We start from the raw sequence: 19,101 nt of genomic DNA on the forward strand, positions 1-19,101 counted from the left end.
ACAGATCGCGCGCGTGCCAGCCGCGAAGGGGGTACGGGGTAGGGCAGAAGCAAGAGCAGGAGCATCCACGCATGGCGTGGATCTACCGGGGCGCGGCCCTTGTAGAGTCGAGCCATGCTCGACTGCGCGGATCAACCCAGCATCTCCAACCCGCGCACTTCGGTGATACCCAGCCCCGGCACATCGCTGATGCTGATCTCCGACTCGTTGAAGCGCACCCCGCCGCTGACCGGGTCGAACTGGCCCAGCGATGGGCCGTCGAGGTCGACCTTGGTGATCACATCGCTCTTGGCTACCGCCAGGTGCACCGCTGCGGCCACGCTGATGCTGGATTCGATCATGCAGCCGATCATGCACGGCACGCCGTAGATGCCGGCGATGTCGGCAATGCGGATTGCGTTGGACAGGCCACCGGTCTTCATCAGCTTGATGTTGATGATGTCGGCGGCGCGCTGCTGGATCAGGTCCATCACCTGGCTCGGACTGAACACGCTCTCGTCGGCCATCACCGGGGTGTTGACCCGATCGGTCACGTACTTCAGGCCGCTGATGTCGGCGGCCTTGACCGGCTGCTCCAGCAGTTCCAGCACCACACCTGCATCTTCCAGCGTGCGCATCGCATGCACCGCCTGCTTGGCGGTCCAGCCCTGGTTGGCATCCAGGCGCAGCAGCGCACGGCCTTCGACGGCGGCATGGATCGCCTTGACCCGTTCGATGTCCACGCCGATGTCCTTGCCGACCTTGATCTTCAGCGACTCGAAGCCGCGCTCGATCGCCGACAGCGAATCGGCCACCATCTTGTCGATGTAGTCCACGCTGATGGTGATGTCGGTGGTGATCACCGGGTCGCCACCACCGAGCATCTGGTACAGCGGCGCGCCATGCAGCTGCGCCCACAGGTCGTACAGGGCGATCTCCACCGCCGCCTTGGCGCTGGTGTTGCGCTCCATTGCGGTCTGCACCAGCGTGCACAGGCGGTTGAGGTTGACCACCTCCTGGCCGATCAGGCGCGGGGCGATGAAGTGCCGGATCGCTTCGATGATCGAGCCGTGGGTGTCACCGGTGATCACCGCGGTGGCAGGCGCCTCGCCGTAGCCGGTGTGGCCACTGTCGGTGCGGATCAGCACCACCACGTCCTCCACGGTTTCCACCGTGCGCAGCGCGGTCTTGAAAGGGGTCTTCAGCGGCACGCGCAGCATGCCCAGTTCGATGGCGGTGATCTTCATTCAGGGGTTCTTGGCACGCAGGCGTTGGATGTTGGTGATGCGATCGATGTAGCGGACGCTGTCGCTGGCCATCATCGGCTCCAGCGGGGTGACCGATACGCCATTGAGGTGGGCCTGCACACGCTTGCCGTCGGCGCCGAACCAGCTGCCGCCCGCGGTATCGTGGATCACCCAGGTGCGGCCATCGACGTGGCCGATGGCCATCATCACGTGGCCGGGGATGTAGACCAGGTCACCCACCTGCAGATCGGTGACGGCGCGGTCGCGCACGGCCTTGCCGTCCTTGGCGGTGAACGGCAAGCGGTCCAGCGCGGGACTGACCGCCTGTGCGCTGGTATTGCGTGGCAGCAGCACGCCGAAGCTGCGGTAGATCTCCGATACGAATCCACTGCAGTCGCGGGTGTCGTAGTCGTGGCCCCAGCCGTAGCGCTCGCCGAGGAACTTGAACGATTGCTGCAGCAGCAGGCGCGGGGTCAGCGGCAGGTAGTCGGCGGCGGTGTCCTGCGAGCGCGGCAGCAGCGCCGGCACCAGCTTCAGGCGGCCATCGGCCTCGCGCACCGGCAGCTGCACCACCCACGAGGCGTGCGCCTGTTGCCCGTTCACCGGCTCGGCGGCGGGCCAGTCGGCCAACACCGGCAGGCGCACGCCCATGTCCAGCTGCAGGCGCGAGACACGCGGTTCCTCGGGTGTATAGGCGGTGTGCGCTGTGGCAGCGGTGACGATGCGGTACGGGCCCTTCGCGCCGTAGCCGAGCACCGTGGCCTTGTCACCGCTGGCCACCGCGTCGGCTTCGATCCATGCGCTGTAGCGCTCGCTGTGCACGAACAGCCAGCGGGCGTCGGTGCTGCGGTGGACGACGGCTACCTTGTCACCGGGAAACAGCGCCGACTCCTGGAAGCGGTCGATGTCGGTGTCGCCGACGGTGCTGAAGACACGCTGGCGGGTGGGGAAGGTGCGCAGCGCGGCGCGCTTCACCACCAGGGCGTAGTTCGGCGACACCTGCGACGGAACTGCATCGAGACCGAGGTTGGCTTCGATCGCGCTGCGCACGTCCGGTGCGATGGCGCGGCCCTTGTCGTCATACAGCGCCCGCGTGGGCCAGCTCGACAGCGCGCCGATGCTGTCACGCACCTGTGCCGCGCTGAGCTGCGCAGGCAGGGTGGCGATGTCCTGGATGTGCTTGTCCTGCGCGCGCATCCGTGCGTTCTGCGCCTCGATCTGCGCGCGGTCCAGGATAGGTGCGTCGGCATTGTCCAGCCGTGCCGCCCAGTAGTCCGCGGTGAGGTAGGCCTCGTGCAGGCCGATCACGTAAGGCAACGGGGCGCCGGGGTCGGGTACAGGCGTGGCCGCCTGGGTGAATGCGGGTGCGCCCAGCAGGCCCAGGGCCAGTGCCAAGGTCAACCGGTGCGGCCAGTGCCGACGCGGTTCGCGGGAAGCCAGGATCATGCGCTGCACACCCTCCTCGAATGCCTGTTGGAATATTTATTCCTTTCGGCCTCGAAAGCAAGAATAAATTATTGACCGGTCTTCCGGCCCGTGTTACACAGCCGTTACCACCCGCGCTTGGGAAGTGTCGCTGTGGATCCTGCCGTTCGCAAACCGTCTCTGCCTGCCGCTGCCGGCCTGTGTGCCGCGCTGCTGCTGTGGGCGTCGGCGGCACCGGCCGCGGATCCGCGCAGCGCCACTGATCGCGAACGGGAAACGCAGCTGATCGATCTGGTCGACAGCGGTCGTTTCAGCGATGCCGATGCGTTGCTGGCGACCGCAGGCGATGCTGCCGAAAGCGCGTTCCAGCGCGAGCGCATGCGCCGCATCAAACTGGATTTCTCCCTTGACCAAGCCGCTGCCAAAGCAGCGGTACGCCGCTGGATTCCCGACCTGACCGACGAGGAATTCGCGCGCTGGGACCAGCTTGGCCTGATCGAGCATCTCGACATCGATGGCACGCGCCGGTACTTCAAGCGCGCACCATCGAACCTGTTCCTGCTCAGCGATGAAGCGCGTGCACGCCGCCGCGCGGATGCGCCGATGCCGGCGCCGGGCCCCAACGAGGTGCTCAACGCGCATCACGCGCGCGTGGTTGCCGCCGCCGAACAGAGCGGCATGGCATCCGTGCTGCCGCAGCGCATCGAATTCACCCAATCGTTGACGGTCAAGGCGGATGCCGTACCGGCCGGCGAAACCGTACGTGCCTGGATTCCGTACCCGCGCGAGATTCCCGGCCAGCAGGAGCGCGTGCAGTGGATCGGCAGTGCACCAGGCAAGGCTCGAGTCGCCCCGGCCAGCACCCAGCAGCGCACCGCCTACCTGGAGGCCAAGGCGGTGGCCGGGCAGCCGACGCACTTTGAAATCCGCTATGCGCTGACGATCTTCGCGCGCCACACGGCAATCGATGCGACGAAGGTGCAGGCCACGCCGGATGATCCAGCATTGAAGCCCTATCTGGCCGAGCAGCTGCCGCACGTGCGCTTCACGCCCGCGCTGAAGCTGTTCTCCGACCAGGTGCTGCAGGGCGAGACGCGCCCGTATGAAGTGGTGCGCAAGCTGTTCGCCGCGGTCGACCGTATTCCGTGGGCCGGTGCGCGTGAGTACTCGACCCTCAGCAACATCAGCGACTACGCGTTGCGCGCCGGCCATGCCGATTGCGGGCAGCAGACACTGCTGTTGATCGCCCTGCTGCGCATGAACGGCATACCCGCGCGCTGGCAGTCGGGCATGGTGTTCTCCGACGATGGCAGCGGCTACAACAACCTGCACGACTGGGGCCAGGTCTACCTGGCGCCCTATGGCTGGCTGCCGATGGATGTGACCACCGGCGCGCTGGCCAGCGACACGCCCGCGTTGCATGACTTCTACCTCGGTGGCCTCGATGGCTACCGCATCGCCTTCAACGACGATTTCGGCCAGGCGTTCGTGCCGGCCAAACAGCACTACCGCTCGGAAACGGTCGACTCGCAGCGCGGCGAGGCCGAGTGGTCAGGCGGCAACCTGTACTTCGACCAATGGAGCTACGACCTCCAGTGGCGGGTACTGCCAGCCGGGCAACGCTAGCGCGACACACCACCCCACCACCATTCAATTCTTGCAGGAGAGAGCAGGGGATGAAGGCTTACAACATCAAGCGGGCGGCCTTGTGCGTCGCCCTCGGCGCGTGCATGGCCACGCTGGCGCCCAGCGCATTCGCACAGGACGGTGCCGTGGTCGGCCGCCTGACCAGCGATGCCGGGCAGGTGCCTGCCGGTGCCACCGTTACCGTGCGCAACCCCGCCACCGGCTTTGTGCGTTCGGTGCAGGCCGACAGCAAGGGCAGCTACCGCATTCCGTTGTTGCCGGTCGGCACCTATGACATGGAGGTCAGCCTGCCGGGTGGTGCTGCCAGCCGCGTCGGCCAGGTCACCGTCAGCCTGGGCAGTGCAACCACGGTGAATGTGCCGCTGGGCGCGGTCAGCACGTTGGGAACCGTGGAAGTACGCGCGCCGCAGGTGGTATCGATGGTGGACGTGAAGTCCACCGAGTCGGCCACGAACATCACCCGCGAGGAACTGTCGCGGCTGCCAGTGGACCGTGACATCACCGCAGTGGCGCTGCTGGCGCCTGGCGCGGTGAAGGGCAAGGGCTCGCTGGGTGGACAGGGCATCTCCTTCGGTGGTTCGTCGGTGGCGGAGAACACCGTCTACATCAACGGCCTGAACGTCACCGACTTCTACAACCGGGTCGGGTTCTCGTCGGTACCGTTCTCGTTCTACCAGGAGTTCCAGGTCAAGACCGGCGGCTACTCGGTGGAGTTCGGTCGCAGCACCGGCGGCGTCATCAACGCCGTCACCCGCTCGGGCAGCAACGACTTCAAGGCCGGTGCCGAACTGGTGTTCGAGCCCCGCGCCTGGCAGTCGCAGGCGCGCGACCGCTATGACGGCGACGGCAGCCGTTACATCACCGCCAGCCGTGACGACTACTCGCGCAGTGCGCTGAATGTGTTCGCCTCCGGTGCGTTGGTGCAGGACCGGCTGTTCTTCTTCGGCATGTACGAAGCGCGCGACTACACGCCCAATTCGACCAATGATGCCGGTACCGTGTTCAACCGGGGTACTGCCGATGATCCGTTCTGGGGAGGCAAGCTGGATTGGCAGATCACCGACAACCAGATGCTGTCGCTGTTCGGATTCTCCGACAAGAGCGATACCGTCACCGACGTCTATCGCTACGACCATGACACCGGCACTGTCGCAGCCGAGCGCAACAACCAGATCTACAACACGGTGGGCGGCAGGAACTGGTCGGGCACCTACAGTTGGCAGGTCAACAACGATCTGACCATGAAGCTGATGTATGGCGAGAACAAGCGCAACCGCACGCAGAGCTCGTTGATGGACGAGAACTGCAACCGCGTGTTCGACAATCGCACTGCCAGCCAGGGCGTGCCTTCCAACCTGCAGGGTGACCGCAGCTGCACCAGCAGTTCGCAGCTGGAGTCGGCGCTGGATACGCGCAAGGCCGCGCGCGCCGACTTTGAATGGTCCATCGGCAACCATCTGCTGCGCTTTGGCCTGGACCGCGAAGAAAACACCTCCGACTACGAGCGCGCCTATCCCGGTCCCGGTGGCCTGCGCTACGACATCTACTACCGCACGCCGGGCAGTTCACTCAACGGCGGCACCGTGCCCGCCAGCGGCCTGGTCGCGCGTACCCGCCGCTACGAAGTGGCCGGTTCGTTCGAGACCATCAACTCAGCCTACTACCTGGAAGACAACTGGCAGGTCACCCCGAATTTCCTGCTCAACATCGGCGCGCGCGTGGAAGGGTTCGACAACAAGGGCGGCGACGGCGACAGCTACATCAAGATCGACAACATGATCGCGCCACGCCTGGGCTTCGCCTGGGACGTTCGTGGTGATGGCACCACCAAGGTGTTCGGCAACCTGGGTCGTTACTACCTGCCGGTGGCCAATGTCATCAACATCAAGCAGGCCGGTGGCTTCCTCGATGAGCGCACCTGGTATGAGTTCCTGGGTTACACCGGCGCCGCCAACAACGTGCCGAACCTGGGCGGCCAGATCGGTCCGGTCGACAATTCGCAGGGCGATGGCAGCGTGCCGGACCTGCGCGCCGAGGTGAACCGGGACATGGATCCGGTCTACCAGGATGAGGCGATTCTAGGCTTCCAGCACATGCTGAGTGAATCGTGGTCGGTTGCCGCCAGCGTCACCTACCGGCGCCTGAGCAACGCCATCGATGACATGAACATCACCGCCACCGGCCAGTGTGGTGCGATCGACGGCGTCTGGATCATGGGAAACCCCGGGCGCACGAACACAGTCTGGGGGGACACCAATTGCGATGGCAGCAACGATGGCTGGATCGACATCGACACCTCCAAGGAAGGCTGGGCGCTGTATGACGACGACGGCAATTACGTGGGCCAACGCGGCTGGGTGAAGCCCAAGCGTGACTACAAGGCGCTGGAACTGCAGGTCGATCGCGCGTGGGATGGCAAGTGGGGCTTCAATGCCTCCTATACGCTGGCCTACGGCCGCGGCAACGCCGAAGGCCCGGTCAACTCCGATACCGACTTCGCCGACGCTGGCCGCACTGAGAACTTCGACAACCCATGGGTGAACTACCGCGGTTATGGCTATCTGGCCAATGACCGCCGCCACCAGTTCAAGTTCCGCGGCAGCTACGCGCTGACCGAGAACCTCAGCGTGGCCGCCACCCTGGGCGTGCAGTCGGGCAGCCCGATCACCCGCTTCGGTGCGGGCAATCCCTTCGACGACACCGACTTCCACAGCTATTACGTGTGTGTGTCCAACTGCCAGTCGACGGTCCCCTCCGAACGCGTGTTCGTGCATTCGCCGCGCGGTGGCGATGGCCGTACCCCGTGGACCTACGATCTGGACGTCAGCGTTTCCTACAAGGTGCCGATCCCCACCGACCTGCGCCTGAAGCTGGCGGTGTACAACGTGCTCAACCAGCAGCGCGTGGTCACCGTGGACCAGGACTACGAACCGCAGGACAGCATCGGCACGCCGAACCCGATGTATGGTTATGGCACGGGCTTCCAGTCGCCGCGCTATGCGCAGTTGACGGTGACCTGGAATTATTGAGGATGCATCTGCGCGCCGCCCTGCGGGGCGGCGTGGCGTGATGAACGCCGTACCTGCCTGCGCGCTGCCTGACGGAGACTGACTTGCATCGTCTGTTGCTACTGGCTGCAGTACTGGCCAGCCCCACCGCCCCAGCAGGGGCAGTGGACACCGCACGCCTGGACGCCGACATCGCCTTCGTGGGCCAGCACGAGCACCTGCCGGGGCTGGCGATGGCGGTGGTCGAGGATGGCCAGGTGGTCTATCGCCACACCGAAGGGGGGCGCGGTGACGGCGGCCGCATCGACGAAGACACGCTGTTCAAGATCGCCTCCAACAGCAAGGCGATGACCGCCGCGCTGCTGGCCACGCTGGTGGAGCAGGGCAAGTTGCGCTGGGACGACCCGGTACGCCGCCATCTTCCGGCGTTCCGCATGCATGACCCGTGGGTGGGCGAACACCTGCAGGTGCGCGATCTGCTGATTCACAACAGCGGCCTCGGCCTGGGTGCCGGTGACCTGATGCTGTGGCCTGAGCCCAATGCCTTCACCCGCAGCGATGTCATCGCCGGGTTGGCACACCTGAAGCCGGTCACCAGTTTCCGCAGCGGCTACGCCTACGACAACCTGATGTACGTCGTTGCCGGGGAGGTGGCTGCGGCCGCCGGTGGCAAGCCCTATGACCAGCTGATGCGCGAGCAGGTGTTTGAACCGCTGGGGATGACCCGTTGCCAGGTGGGTGCATGGTCGGTGAAGCAGGTCGGCAATGTTGCGCAACCGCATGTGCGTCGCGATGGCCGCAATGTGGTGGCCGGTGCCGATGGAACGCTCAGCCCCGATCTGACGTCGATGGCGGCCGGTGGCATCCGCTGTTCGCTGCGCGACATGACGCGCTGGATGCAGGTGCTGCTGGACCCGGCGCTGGCACCGGCGTGGTTGGGCGCCGAGCAACGCCGCATGCTGTGGACGCTGCACATGCCGATGCCATTGGGCGAACGCCAACGCAAGTGGGACAACGCCCACTTCTATGGCTATGGGTTGGGCTGGCGGGTGTCGGACATGGACGGGCACTGGAAGGTCTCGCACACCGGTACGCTGTCGGGCATGTATTCCTCGCTGGCGCTGCTGCCGGATCGCAAGGTCGGCGTGGTGATGCTGATCAACGGCGAGGCCGAAGAAGCCCGCACCGCGTTGATGCAGTCGACGCTGAAACAGTTCACCGCGCCGGATGACGCGCAACCTGTGGGGTACTACCTGGCCGAGCTGAAGGCCGACCGGGCCGCGCGCGCCGCCACGGGAAGTCGTGCGCCCTCTACCCGGGCGGCCCGACCGGCCGCAACCACTGATCTGGCGCAATGGCAGGGGCGTTACCGCGATCCCTGGCTTGGCCCCGCCTCGCTATGCCCCACCAGCAATGGCCTGCGCTTGAGTGTGGACAAATCGCCCGCGCTGCAGGCAACAGTGAAGCAGTTGGAAGGGCGCTGGCTGTTGCAGTGGGATACGCTGGAACCCTCGGCACAGGCGTGGCTGAATCCCGATGCAGGCACGCCGACGCTGGAGCTGCGCGCCATCGATCCGGAGATCGACTTCAGCTATGACTTCCAGGACCTGCATTTCACTCGTACTGGCGATTGCCCTGGCAGCGGCGGCCCACGCCGCTGAGCCACCACGCATCTCGACCGCCACCGACGCCACTGCGGCAGGACTGGTGGAGATCCGCACGCTGTCACCGCGCATCGAGATGGACATCCGCTACGCCGGTGCCAACAACTTCACCGCTGCGCGCGTGCCCGGCTATGAGGCGCCTGCATGCTACCTGCTGGCGCCGGTGGCAAAGGCGTTGGCCGATGTAGAGGCCGACCTGCGCGCGCAGGGTTTCGCGCTGCGCCTCTACGATTGCTACCGCCCGGTGCGCGCGGTGCAGGCGTTCATGGCCTGGGTAAGTGATCCGCAGGAACAGTCGCGCAAGGCGCTGCAGTATCCGGATCTGGACAAGCCGCAGCTGCTGAGCGACGGCTACATCGCCGAGCGCTCTGGCCACAGCCGTGGTGCCACCGTGGATCTGGGCGTGCTGGATTGCCGCAGCGGGCGCTGTACGCCGATGGACATGGGCACCGATTTCGACTTCTTCGGCCCGCGCGCGCACACGCAGACGCCCGGCCTGAATGACGCACAGAGGGCCAACCGCCAGCAGCTGGTACAGGCGATGGCACGGCGTGGTTTCGCCAACTATGCGCAGGAGTGGTGGCACTACACGCTGCAGCCCGAGCCGGACCCCGGTACCGCCTACGACGTGCCAGTGCGGTAAGGGGGTGTCGGCAGGGCTGCGCCCTGCACCCGCCGAATCGACGGCAACAGCAACAGCAACAGCAACAGCAGAAGCTGGGTTCCTGAGAGTGGGCGGGGTGGGTCCGGTTGCGGGGGCCGCTGCAAGTACGTCCATGTAAGCTCGGTCGCCGCATCCATGCGGCTCACGCCCCCGCAACCGGACCCACCCCGCCTTCGACAGATTTCCGCGATCTGTCGGAATGGCATGGCGTGCTCCTGGTGGGTGTCGACCTTGGTCGACACGGTAGGTCCACGCCATGCGTGGATGTTCTTCGTTCAATTGTCGAAATATTCGATTCGATGGAAATCCATCCACGCATGGCGTGGATCTACCGGAACAAATCCAACCGTCGTCGGGAACCTGTCGAAGGCGGGGCGGTGTCGGATTGCGGGGTGTCCGCGGCATGGATGCCGCGGCCAAGCCCCCAGGGATGGGTTTACGGCGTCCCCGCAATCCGACACCGCCCCGCCATCCCACGGAATGCCCGCTGTTGCTTTTGCGGTTGCGGTTGCTGTTGCCCTGGCCTCTGCAGGTGCAGGGGCGCAGCCCTGCCGATACCCCTTACACTGGCCGCCTTCTCCTGCGTTCTCACCCGATGAACCTTCCCCTGCATTTCGGCCTGCTCGGTACGCTCGAGGCGGGCCTCATCGCTCTGCTGGTCGGCCTGCTGGTGTATTTCCTGTGGCACCACCTGTGCCGGGTGCTGCGCTGGACCGTGGGCCATGCGATCGGCTGGTCGTGCGTGATCGCGGTGATCATCTCCGCCGGCATCGATGCCTGGAAGCTGTTTTACATGGGCATCGTGCGGCTGGAGTCGCCGCTGTATGCGCGCCTGTTCCTGTCCACCATCCACGATCCGAACGAACTGGGCAGCCGCGTGGTGCTGGAGATCGCCGGTGCGCTCTCCGGTGTTGCATTGGGATGGGTGTTGTTCAGTTCGCGGTCATCGGAAAAAACCGTCGACTGACGCAGGTTTTTCGTTCGCTGCCGGTTAAATGCTGCAGCGCTGAATGCTCGTCTTACTACCTGCTCACTTCGCACTAACCACCGCGCTAACGCATGCGTCTGCGCCAGTGGTTAACCATGCGTGTTCGAGGGAATCGCGGCGCAAAATCGATTCAGAAACGCGGTGGCAGGGTGGGTGCCGTGCGGAGACAACGACCGCGCACTACCACCCTTCAGGAGACACCCCAGATGACTATTCGCAACCGCAAGCCCCTGATCGCCCTGATCGTCGCCGCCGGCAGCGTGTTGGCCATCCCGGCGATGGCGCAGTCGGCCAAGCAGCAGGCCGCGCAGGCACAGAACGAAGCGGCGCAGGCCCAGCAGGCGGCGGCACAGGCAGGCCAGGCGGCTGACCAGGCCACCGACGCGGCCGCAGCAGCCTCGGCGCAGGCCAACGGCGGTGGCCAAACGTGGGCCAGCATCGATACCGATGGCAACGGCACCATCAGCAAGAGCGAGTCGCAGGTGAATGCGGGCCTTGCGCAGGTGTTCGACCAGGCCGATGCCAACAAGGACGGCCAGTTGAGCGCCGACGAGTACAAGGCCTACGTGGCCGCCCAGCAGGCGGGTGCCGGCGCCGGTGGCACGGCCGCAGGCCAGGGTCGCTGATCCACGGTTGAATTCGGGACAACCGGTGCATGGGCAACCCGGGTGGCTTCGGCCACCCGGGTTTTTTTCGTCATCGCCGCGCCTGTATCCTAGGCCGATGAACACCTCCACGCCTGCGCCCTCGCGCGCCATCGGCCTGGTCGGTTTTGACGGTGACGACACGCTGTGGAAGAGCGAGGACTACTACCGCAAGGCCGAACAGGATTACCTGGATCTGCTGTCGCGCTACATCGACGTCCACGACACCCAGACCGCCCGCCACCTGCTGGAAGTGCAGCAGCGCCACCTCGGCGTGTTCGGTTACGGGGTGAAAAGCATGACGCTGTCGATGATCGAAGCGGCCATCGAGATCACCTCGCAGCGGATCGAAGCCAAGGACATCCAGCGCATCCTCGACATCGGCCATGACACCCTGCGCCACCCGGTCGAACTGATCGACGGCGTACGCGAGTCGGTGGCCGCCATCGCCGCACAGTACCCGGTGGTGCTGATCACCAAGGGCGACCTGTTCCACCAGGAAGCCAAGATCAAGGTCGCGGCGCTGGCGGACCTGTTCCCGCGCATCGAGATCGTGTCCGAGAAGGACCCGGAAACCTATGCCCGCGTGCTGGCCGAATTCGACCTGCCGATGCAGCAGTTCGTGATGGTCGGCAATTCGCTGCGCTCGGACATCGAACCGGTGATCACCCTCGGCGGCTGGGGCATCCATACCCCCTACGCGGTGACCTGGGCGCACGAGACCCAGCACGGCGTGGCCGACGACGAACCACGCATGGTCAACGCCGATACCGCCTGGGACTGGCCGGCGGCGCTGGCGACGATCGAGGCCAAGGCCGCTGCCGCGGCCTGACACGGCGCGGCGGCTGCGGCAGAATCGAAGCATGAAACTGCCACTGCGCGCCCTGCTGCTGTCCCTGCTGCTGGCGCCGGCCATCGTGCTGGCGCAGCAGACCGCCGAACGTTCGGCGACGTACGAAGTGGATACCGGCGATGCCTGGGTCGACACCCAGCTGGCCGACATCAACCACTACGCCGAGCGCTACCCCGATGCCTTCCTCGACGAGGTATCGCGCTACGCCGGTGTACCGCGCGGCTACATCGCTGCGCTGGCCACCACCCACCAGTGGCAGGCCGGCGACATCTATTTCGCCTGTTTCTGGGCCAAGGCCAGTGGCCAGACCTGCCGCGACAGCGTGCGTGCCTTCAGCCAGGACCCCGAGGGCGGCTGGGCCGAGGTGGTGAGGCGGATGCCGGCCAAGCCGCAGAACCTGCACTACCGGGCCGTTCGTCACGCCATCGTGGCCAGCTACGAGCACTGGGATCGGCCGATCACCCTCGATGCCACGCTGAAGCGCCAGCTCAAACGGTAGTGCCGGCCGCTGGCCGGCAACTGCATGCCCCCGCCGCACGGAGGTTGCCGGCCAGCGGCCGGCACTACCCATCGCAGGTCATGTTGCTCTGCGTATCGCCGCCGCCGCGCGCTCCGGCGACAATACGGGTCCGAGCTGTTCCCCGTTCCCGTAATCGAGTGACTGATGAGCGCCTCTTTCGTTTCGCCTGATGTGATCCGCCGCCTGTTCGCCCAGGCCATGTCCCGCATGTACCGCACCGAAGTGCCGTTGTACGGCACGCTGGTGGAACTGGTGGAGCGGATCAACACGCAGGTCCTGGCGCAGGACCCGGCGCTGGCCGCGCAGCTGCTGCGCAACGACGAGCGTGCCCGCCTGGATGAAGAACGCCATGGCGCGATCCGCGTCGGCACCCCGCAGGAACTGGCAACCCTGCGCCGCCTGTTCGCGGTGATGGGCATGTACCCGGTGGGCTACTACGATCTGTCGGTGGCCGGCGTGCCGGTGCATTCCACCGCCTTCCGTCCGCTGACCGCCGCCGCGCTGGCACTGAACCCGTTCCGCGTGTTCACCTCGCTGCTGCGCCTGGAGCTGATCGAAGACGGGGCACTGCGTGCGCAGTCGGCCGAAATCCTCGCCCGCCGCCGCATCTTCACCGACGACGCACTGGCGCTGATCGACCAGGCCGAGCGTGACGGTGGCCTGACCCAGGCCGATGCCGAGCGCTTCGTCGAACAGGCGCTGGAGACCTTCCGCTGGCATGGCGACGCCACCGTCGACCTGCCGACCTACCATGCCCTGCACAAGGCGCACCGGCTGGTGGCCGACGTGGTCAGCTTCCGTGGCCCGCACATCAACCACCTGACCCCGCGCACGCTGGACATCGACGCTGCGCAGGCGGCGATGATCGAGCACGGCATGGCGGCCAAGGCGGTGATCGAGGGCCCGCCGCGTCGCGTCTGCCCGATCCTGCTGCGGCAGACCAGCTTCAAGGCGCTGGAAGAGGCGGTGCACTTCCCGGGCAACGAGGGCGGAGACGCCGGTACCCATACCGCGCGCTTCGGCGAGATCGAGCAGCGCGGCCTGGCGCTGACTGCCAAGGGCCGCGCGCTGTACGACCAGCTGCTGACGCAGGCGCGCGATGCCGACGGCGCGGGCAGCACTGGTGGTGATTATGGGCAGCGCCTGCAGGCGGTGTTCGCCAGTTTCCCGGATGACCACGACACCCTGCGCCAGGAAGGCCTGGGGTATTACCGCTACCAGCTGACCGACGCTGGCCGCGCCGCGCCGGAGCGCGTGGCCGATCTGCCGGCCGAAGTGCTGGTTGCTGCGGGCCTGGCCACGGCCGACCCGATCGTCTACGAGGACTTCCTGCCGGTCAGTGCCGCAGGCATCTTCCAGTCGAACCTGGGCGGCGGTGAGCAGCGCGCGTACGCCGCCCATGCCAATCGCGAGGCCTTCGAACAGGCGCTGGGTGCGGCGGTGAACGATGAGTTCGAGATCTACGAGCGCATCCAGGCCGAATCGCTGGCGAGCCTGCGCACCTGATGCGGCACACCCGCCGGGCATGGCCCAGCGCTACCAAGGTGCGATGCGGCACACCCGCCGGGCATGGCCCGGCGCTACCAAGGTGCGATGCGGGACACCCGCCGGGCATGGCTCGGCGCTACCGAGGTGCGATGCGGCACACCCGCCGGGCATGGCCCGGCGCTACCAAGGTCCGATGCGGGGTAGCGCCGGGCCACGCCCGGCGAACCGGCAATACTCAGGCCTTCATGGTGCCCGTATCCAGCCACCGCTGGTGCCACGACAGCGCCTCCGGCAGCAGGTGCGGGGTGTGCTTGCCGTAGCTCTCGCGGCTGGCGCGGTCGAAGTAGTCCTGCAGCTGCGCGCGGAAATCCGGGTGCGCGCAGTTGTCGATCAGCACCTGCGCGCGCTTGCGCGGGGTCAGGCCACGCAGATCGGCCAGGCCCTGTTCGGTCACGATCACCGACACGTCGTGCTCGGTATGGTCGACATGGCTGGCCATCGGCACGATCGCCGAAATGGTGCCGTTCTTCGCCGTCGACGGGCTCAGGAACGCAGACAGGAAACCATTGCGCGCGAAGTCGCCCGAACCGCCGATGCCGTTCATGATCCGCGTGCCCATCACGTGCGTCGAATTGACGTTGCCGTAGATGTCGACCTCGATCATGCCGTTCATGCCGATGCAGCCCAGGCGGCGCACCAGTTCCGGATGGTTGGAGATCTCCTGCGTGCGCATGATGATGCGCTCGCGGTAGAAATCGATGTTCTGCTTGAACGTCTCGTTGGCCTGCGGGCTCAGTGCGAAGCCGGTGCACGAGGCATAGCTCAGCACGCCGTCGCGCAGCAGGTCGAGCATGCCGTCCTGGATCACTTCGGTGAACGCGGCCAGATCGCGGAAACCACTCTTGGCCAGGCCGGCCAGCACGGCGTTGGGGATGTTGCCCACGCCCGACTGCAGCGGCAGCAGGTTGGCCGGCAGTCGGCCGCGCTTCACTTCGTGCTGCAGGAACTCGATCAGGTGCGCGGCGATCTGCTCGCTGGTCGCATCGATCGGGCTGAACGGGCTGTTGCGGTCCGGGCCATTGGTGCGCACCACGGCCACGATCTTGTCCGGGTCGCAGCGCAGCGCGGTCTCGCCGATGCGGTCGTTGGCATTGACCAGCGGAATCGGCTTGCGGTGCGGCGGCAGCGCGGTGCCGTAGTAGATGTCATGCATGCCGTCCACGCCGGCCGGCTGCCACTCGTTGACCTCGACGATCACCTTCTTGGCCAGGTCCAGCCAGGTCTTGTTGTTGCCCACCGAGGTGGACGGCACCAGCGAGCCATCCTCGCGGATCGCCGAGACCTCGACCACGGCGGTATCGATCTCACCGTAGAAGCCGAACCAGACGTGCTGGGCGACGTGGCTGAGGTGGATGTCGATGTAATCCAGCTTGCCCTCGTTGATGCGGTTGCGCGCATCCGGGTCGCTCTGGAACGGCATGCGCATGGCGATGCCATCGGCCTTGGCCAGCGCGCCATCGAGTTCCGGTGCGGTGGAGGCGCCGGTCATCAGGCTGATCTGGAAGGGCAGGCCCTGGGCATGCACCGATTCGATGCGGCGGGCCAGCTCAACGGGAACGGCCTTGGGGTAACCGGAGCCGGTAAAGCCGCTCATGGCCACGGTTTCACCGGGCTGGATCAGCGCGGCTGCGGCCTCGGCGGAGACCACGCGGTCACGAAGACGCGCGTTGGCGATGCGATCAACAGTCATGACGACAGCATTTCTGGGGGGAATACCGATTATCGGCCATCCCCTGCCGTACGGGGGGTTCTACCTTCGTGGAATGGTGTTTCCGGCAACGCCTCTCCCATACCCACCGGTTCTGTTTTGCAGTGCAGCGTGCAAAGTACTTTCGGACACCGCACGATGGCCCTGCATCCCGACGTGGGGGAGGGAGCAGAGCCCGCTGGCAGTTCGCTGCAAGCGGGCTTTTTTATTGCCTGTCGCCCAAGATGAATGCGCAGTCTGCATTATCTGGTAGTGCCGGCCGCTGGCCGGCAACCCCAGCAACCTCCGGCAGGGTCATCACCGTTGCCAGCCCGCAGCCGGTATGAGCGGTCGATACAATCCCCCGCATGACCCTCGCCCCCGCCGAATTGCCCGCCACCCTGCAGCCCCTCGTCCACCGCGCGCTGGCGCGCCTGGCCCAGGCAGTGCCCGATCCCATCCCGGCCGACCTGCAGCCGATGCTGGTGCAGCTGGCCATCAGCAGCGACTTTGCCCTAGACACCCTGGTGCGCCAGCCCGGCCTGCTGGCGCAGCTGGCCACGCCGGGCTGCCCGCCGCTGCCGGCGCCGGTGCTCGACCCGCTGCAGCCCAGCGATTGGCCGGCACAACTGCGACGCTGGCGCACGGCGATGTCCACCCGCTTGATCTGGCGCGACCTGGCCGGGCTGGACGACGTGCCGCAGACCCTGGCGGGCGCCACCGCGCTGGCCGAGGACTGCCTGCGCTTGGCGCTGGACGCCCTGCAGCAGGAGTTCGCCCAGCGCCACGGGGTGATCGCCGATGACAACGGTCAACCGCAGCAGCTGGTGGTGTTCGGGCTGGGCAAGCTGGGCGGTGGCGAGCTCAACTTCAGTTCCGATGTCGATCTGGTCTACGCCTATGTGCAGGGCGGTGAATCCGACGGTCCGCGCGCGCTGGCGGCCGAGGAGTACTTCGCCCGCCTCGGCCAGCGCCTGGCCAAGCTGCTGGATGAAACCACCGTCGATGGCTTCAGCCATCGCGTCGACCTGCGACTGCGCCCGTTCGGCAGCGCGGGCCGCGTCGCGCTGTCATTTGCCGCAATGGATCAGTACTTCCAGCGCGAAGGCCGCGACTGGGAGCGCTATGCCTGGTTGAAGGCGCGTGCGGTGGCGGGCGATATCGCCGCTGGCGAGGCCTGGCTGCAGACCCTGCGTCCGTTCGTGTACCGCCGCTACCTGGATTTCACCGCGCTCGACGGCCTGCGCGAGATGAAAGCGGCGATCACCGCTGAAGTCGCCCGGCGCGAGATGCACGACGACATCAAGCGCGGCGCCGGTGGCATCCGCGAAATCGAATTCCTGTGCCAGGCGCTGCAGCTCATCCGCGGTGGCCGCGAGCCGGTGCTGCGTGAGCGGCGGTTGCTGGTCGCGCTGGACGCGCTGGTCGCTGCCGGGCAGATCGCCCGCGATGATGGCGCCGCGCTGCGCGAGGCCTATCTGTTCCTGCGCCGGCTGGAAAACCGCCTGCAGATGCTGCGCGATGCGCAGACCCATGTGCTGCCCAGCGATGCGCTGGATCGCCAGCGGATTGCCGTCGGCCTCGGCTATGCCGATTGGGATGCGCTGCGCGACGCGCTGCGTGTACAGCAGCAGCGCGTCAGTACCGAGTTCGGTGCGCTGCTGGCACCACGCAAGGGCCAGGCAGCACCGGATGCGCTGGCCAACTACTGGCGCAGCCTGCCCGAAGGCAGCAACGCGCCGCTGCTGGCCGAGGCCGGTTTCCTCGATGCCAATGGTGCAGACCAGTCACTGCGCGATTTCGCCCAGGGCACGGGTGTGAAGTCGCTGTCCGATGCCGCGCGTGCGCGCCTGGACCGCGTACTGCCGGCACTACTGCACGCCGCCACCCGTTCACCGCAGCCCGATGCCGCACTCAAGCGCGTGCTCGGCCTGCTGCAGGCAGTGCTGCGTCGTACCAGCTACCTGGCGTTGCTGGACGAACAGCCCAGCGCGCTCGCGCGCCTGGTCGACGTGCTGGCGCGCAGTGCATTGCTGGCCGAACGCCTGGCCGCGTACCCGCTGCTGCTCGACGAACTGCTGGACGTACGCGTGTCCGGGCCGATGCCCGATGCCGCCGGCATGCTGGCCGAATGCCGGCAGGTGCTGCCGGTGGAAGATCCCGAATCGCAGCTGCGCTGGCTCAATGAAACGCGCCTGGCGCTGAGCTTCCGCATGGCCATGGCCACGCTGGACGGCCGCCAGGGTGCGGTCGACAGCACCCGGCAACTGGCCGAACTGGCGCAGGCGGTGGTCATCACCGTCCTGGCGATGGCCGAGGCCGATATGCACGCCGCGCACGGTGTGATTGCCGGCGGCCGTTTCGCGATCATCGGGTACGGCAGCCTGGGCGGCCTGGAGCTGGGTTTCGGCTCGGATCTGGACCTGGTGTTCCTGCACGATCACCCGCCGGGCGTGGAAGCCAGTGACGGCGCGCGCCCGCTGGAGCCGGGCCGCTGGTATGCACGCCTGGCGCAGAAGGTGATGGCGCTGCTGGGCGCGGTCACCGCCGCAGGCCGCCTGTACGACATCGACGTGCGCCTGCGCCCGGATGGTGGCAAGGGCTCGTTGGTGTCTTCCTTGGCCAGCTACACCGAGTACCAGCGCGATCGTGCATGGACCTGGGAGCACCAGGCGCTGGTGCGCGCGCGCGGCGTGGCCGGCGATGCCAGCCTGCTGCAGGATTTCGAACAGGTACGTGCGCAGACCCTGGGCCGCGAACGTGATCGCGCAACGCTGTATGCCGATGTGGTGAAGATGCGCGGGCGCATGCGCACCGAACTGGACCGCAGCGATGCCGCGCGACTCGACCTGAAGCAGGGTGCGGGTGGCGTGGTCGACCTGGAATTCCTGCTGCAGACCGGCGTGCTGGCATGCAGTGCGCAAACCCCTGCAGTGCTGCAGCCGCGTGCCACGCCGGCGTTGATCGACGCGCTGGCCGCGGCGGAGTTCCTGCCCGAAGCCACCGCACAGGCGCTGCATCGCGCGCACGCCACGCTGCTGGAGGTCGGGCTGGCCTGCACGCTGGATCGCCGGCCGCGCTTGGCACCGACCACGCCGGCCATCGAAGAGGCGTGTGTGGCGATCACGGCGGCGTGTAGCGCCGCATCGCTGCCGTTCGCCTGACCAGCAGAAGGCAGGATGCGCCGCCGCTGGGGATGCGCTGCTGGTAGGTGCCAACCTTGGTTG

The 19,101-nt window shown here is 66.6% G+C and carries 13 protein-coding genes; 10 read left to right on the forward strand and 3 right to left on the reverse strand.

Annotation, left to right across the window (positions count from 1 at the left end):
- Positions 1–131 precede the first annotated feature (131 nt).
- Together LMF57_RS01900 and LMF57_RS01905 are read right to left on the reverse strand one after the other, a co-directional pair.
- Positions 132–1,226 carry a dipeptide epimerase gene (locus tag LMF57_RS01900; protein WP_025878242.1) on the reverse strand — a complete coding sequence of 365 codons (1,095 nt, stop codon included), beginning with the start codon at positions 1,224–1,226 and terminating at the stop codon, positions 132–134.
- On the reverse strand, positions 1,227–2,672 hold the full coding sequence (locus LMF57_RS01905) for an SH3 domain-containing protein (RefSeq protein WP_208081649.1): 1,446 nt from the start codon (positions 2,670–2,672) through the stop codon (positions 1,227–1,229).
- 132 nt (positions 2,673–2,804) lie between these two features.
- On the opposite strand from LMF57_RS01905, the gene LMF57_RS01910 reads away from it, so the two are divergent.
- The 9 genes from LMF57_RS01910 (at position 2,805) to LMF57_RS01950 (ending at position 14,145) form a co-directional block, all read left to right on the forward strand.
- Positions 2,805–4,277 carry a transglutaminase domain-containing protein gene (locus LMF57_RS01910; RefSeq protein WP_208081650.1) on the forward strand — a complete coding sequence of 491 codons (1,473 nt, stop codon included), beginning with the start codon at positions 2,805–2,807 and terminating at the stop codon, positions 4,275–4,277.
- Positions 4,278–4,327: 50 nt separating this feature from the next.
- Positions 4,328–7,327 (forward strand): TonB-dependent receptor, encoded by a 3,000-nt coding sequence (locus LMF57_RS01915; protein WP_208081651.1) that lies wholly within the window; start codon positions 4,328–4,330, stop codon positions 7,325–7,327.
- Positions 7,328–7,410: 83 nt separating this feature from the next.
- Positions 7,411–8,967 (forward strand): serine hydrolase, encoded by a 1,557-nt coding sequence (locus LMF57_RS01920; RefSeq protein WP_229290613.1) that lies wholly within the window; start codon positions 7,411–7,413, stop codon positions 8,965–8,967.
- The gene (locus tag LMF57_RS01925; protein WP_117309361.1) at positions 8,900–9,613 is read left to right on the forward strand and encodes a M15 family metallopeptidase; all 714 of its coding nucleotides are present in this window, start codon (positions 8,900–8,902) and stop codon (positions 9,611–9,613) included. Before LMF57_RS01920 ends, LMF57_RS01925 begins: the two co-directional genes overlap by 68 nt.
- A gap of 616 nt (positions 9,614–10,229) precedes the next feature.
- The gene (locus LMF57_RS01930) at positions 10,230–10,601 is read left to right on the forward strand and encodes a hypothetical protein (protein WP_140226273.1); all 372 of its coding nucleotides are present in this window, start codon (positions 10,230–10,232) and stop codon (positions 10,599–10,601) included.
- A gap of 227 nt (positions 10,602–10,828) precedes the next feature.
- Positions 10,829–11,248, forward strand: a complete 420-nt coding sequence (locus LMF57_RS01935; protein WP_117309363.1) for an EF-hand domain-containing protein — start codon at positions 10,829–10,831, stop codon at positions 11,246–11,248.
- 97 nt (positions 11,249–11,345) lie between these two features.
- On the forward strand, positions 11,346–12,098 hold the full coding sequence (locus tag LMF57_RS01940) for an HAD family hydrolase (RefSeq protein WP_032975604.1): 753 nt from the start codon (positions 11,346–11,348) through the stop codon (positions 12,096–12,098).
- A gap of 31 nt (positions 12,099–12,129) precedes the next feature.
- Positions 12,130–12,618, forward strand: a complete 489-nt coding sequence (locus tag LMF57_RS01945; protein ID WP_229290614.1) for a hypothetical protein — start codon at positions 12,130–12,132, stop codon at positions 12,616–12,618.
- Positions 12,619–12,783: 165 nt separating this feature from the next.
- The gene (locus LMF57_RS01950) at positions 12,784–14,145 is read left to right on the forward strand and encodes a VOC family protein (protein ID WP_229290616.1); all 1,362 of its coding nucleotides are present in this window, start codon (positions 12,784–12,786) and stop codon (positions 14,143–14,145) included.
- Between the two features lie 217 nt (positions 14,146–14,362).
- Here LMF57_RS01950 and LMF57_RS01955 read toward each other — a convergent pair whose 3' ends face one another.
- Positions 14,363–15,877, reverse strand: coding sequence for an acetyl-CoA hydrolase/transferase family protein (locus LMF57_RS01955; protein ID WP_229290617.1), 1,515 nt, complete (start codon positions 15,875–15,877; stop codon positions 14,363–14,365).
- A gap of 365 nt (positions 15,878–16,242) precedes the next feature.
- Between LMF57_RS01955 and glnE the strand changes: the two genes are divergently transcribed.
- Positions 16,243–19,038, forward strand: coding sequence for a bifunctional [glutamate--ammonia ligase]-adenylyl-L-tyrosine phosphorylase/[glutamate--ammonia-ligase] adenylyltransferase (gene glnE, locus LMF57_RS01960; RefSeq protein ID WP_229290619.1), 2,796 nt, complete (start codon positions 16,243–16,245; stop codon positions 19,036–19,038).
- The last annotated feature ends 63 nt before the right edge of the window (positions 19,039–19,101 follow it).

This window comes from Stenotrophomonas sp. SI-NJAU-1, from assembly GCF_020883215.1.
Classification (GTDB): domain Bacteria; phylum Pseudomonadota; class Gammaproteobacteria; order Xanthomonadales; family Xanthomonadaceae; genus Stenotrophomonas; species Stenotrophomonas indicatrix.

What these genes read in the sequence shown, in the direction of transcription:
- LMF57_RS01955 (WP_229290617.1), bottom strand. Translation starts at nt 15,877, where the DNA reads ATGACTGTTGATCGCATCGCCAACGCGCGTCTTCGTGACCGCGTGGTC.
- glnE (WP_229290619.1), top strand. Translation starts at nt 16,243, where the DNA reads ATGACCCTCGCCCCCGCCGAATTGCCCGCCACCCTGCAGCCCCTCGTC.
- LMF57_RS01925 (WP_117309361.1), top strand. Translation starts at nt 8,900, where the DNA reads ATGACTTCCAGGACCTGCATTTCACTCGTACTGGCGATTGCCCTGGCA.
- LMF57_RS01945 (WP_229290614.1), top strand. Translation starts at nt 12,130, where the DNA reads ATGAAACTGCCACTGCGCGCCCTGCTGCTGTCCCTGCTGCTGGCGCCG.
- LMF57_RS01935 (WP_117309363.1), top strand. Translation starts at nt 10,829, where the DNA reads ATGACTATTCGCAACCGCAAGCCCCTGATCGCCCTGATCGTCGCCGCC.
- LMF57_RS01905 (WP_208081649.1), bottom strand. Translation starts at nt 2,672, where the DNA reads ATGATCCTGGCTTCCCGCGAACCGCGTCGGCACTGGCCGCACCGGTTG.
- LMF57_RS01915 (WP_208081651.1), top strand. Translation starts at nt 4,328, where the DNA reads ATGAAGGCTTACAACATCAAGCGGGCGGCCTTGTGCGTCGCCCTCGGC.
- LMF57_RS01900 (WP_025878242.1), bottom strand. Translation starts at nt 1,226, where the DNA reads ATGAAGATCACCGCCATCGAACTGGGCATGCTGCGCGTGCCGCTGAAG.
- LMF57_RS01950 (WP_229290616.1), top strand. Translation starts at nt 12,784, where the DNA reads ATGAGCGCCTCTTTCGTTTCGCCTGATGTGATCCGCCGCCTGTTCGCC.
- LMF57_RS01940 (WP_032975604.1), top strand. Translation starts at nt 11,346, where the DNA reads ATGAACACCTCCACGCCTGCGCCCTCGCGCGCCATCGGCCTGGTCGGT.
- LMF57_RS01930 (WP_140226273.1), top strand. Translation starts at nt 10,230, where the DNA reads ATGAACCTTCCCCTGCATTTCGGCCTGCTCGGTACGCTCGAGGCGGGC.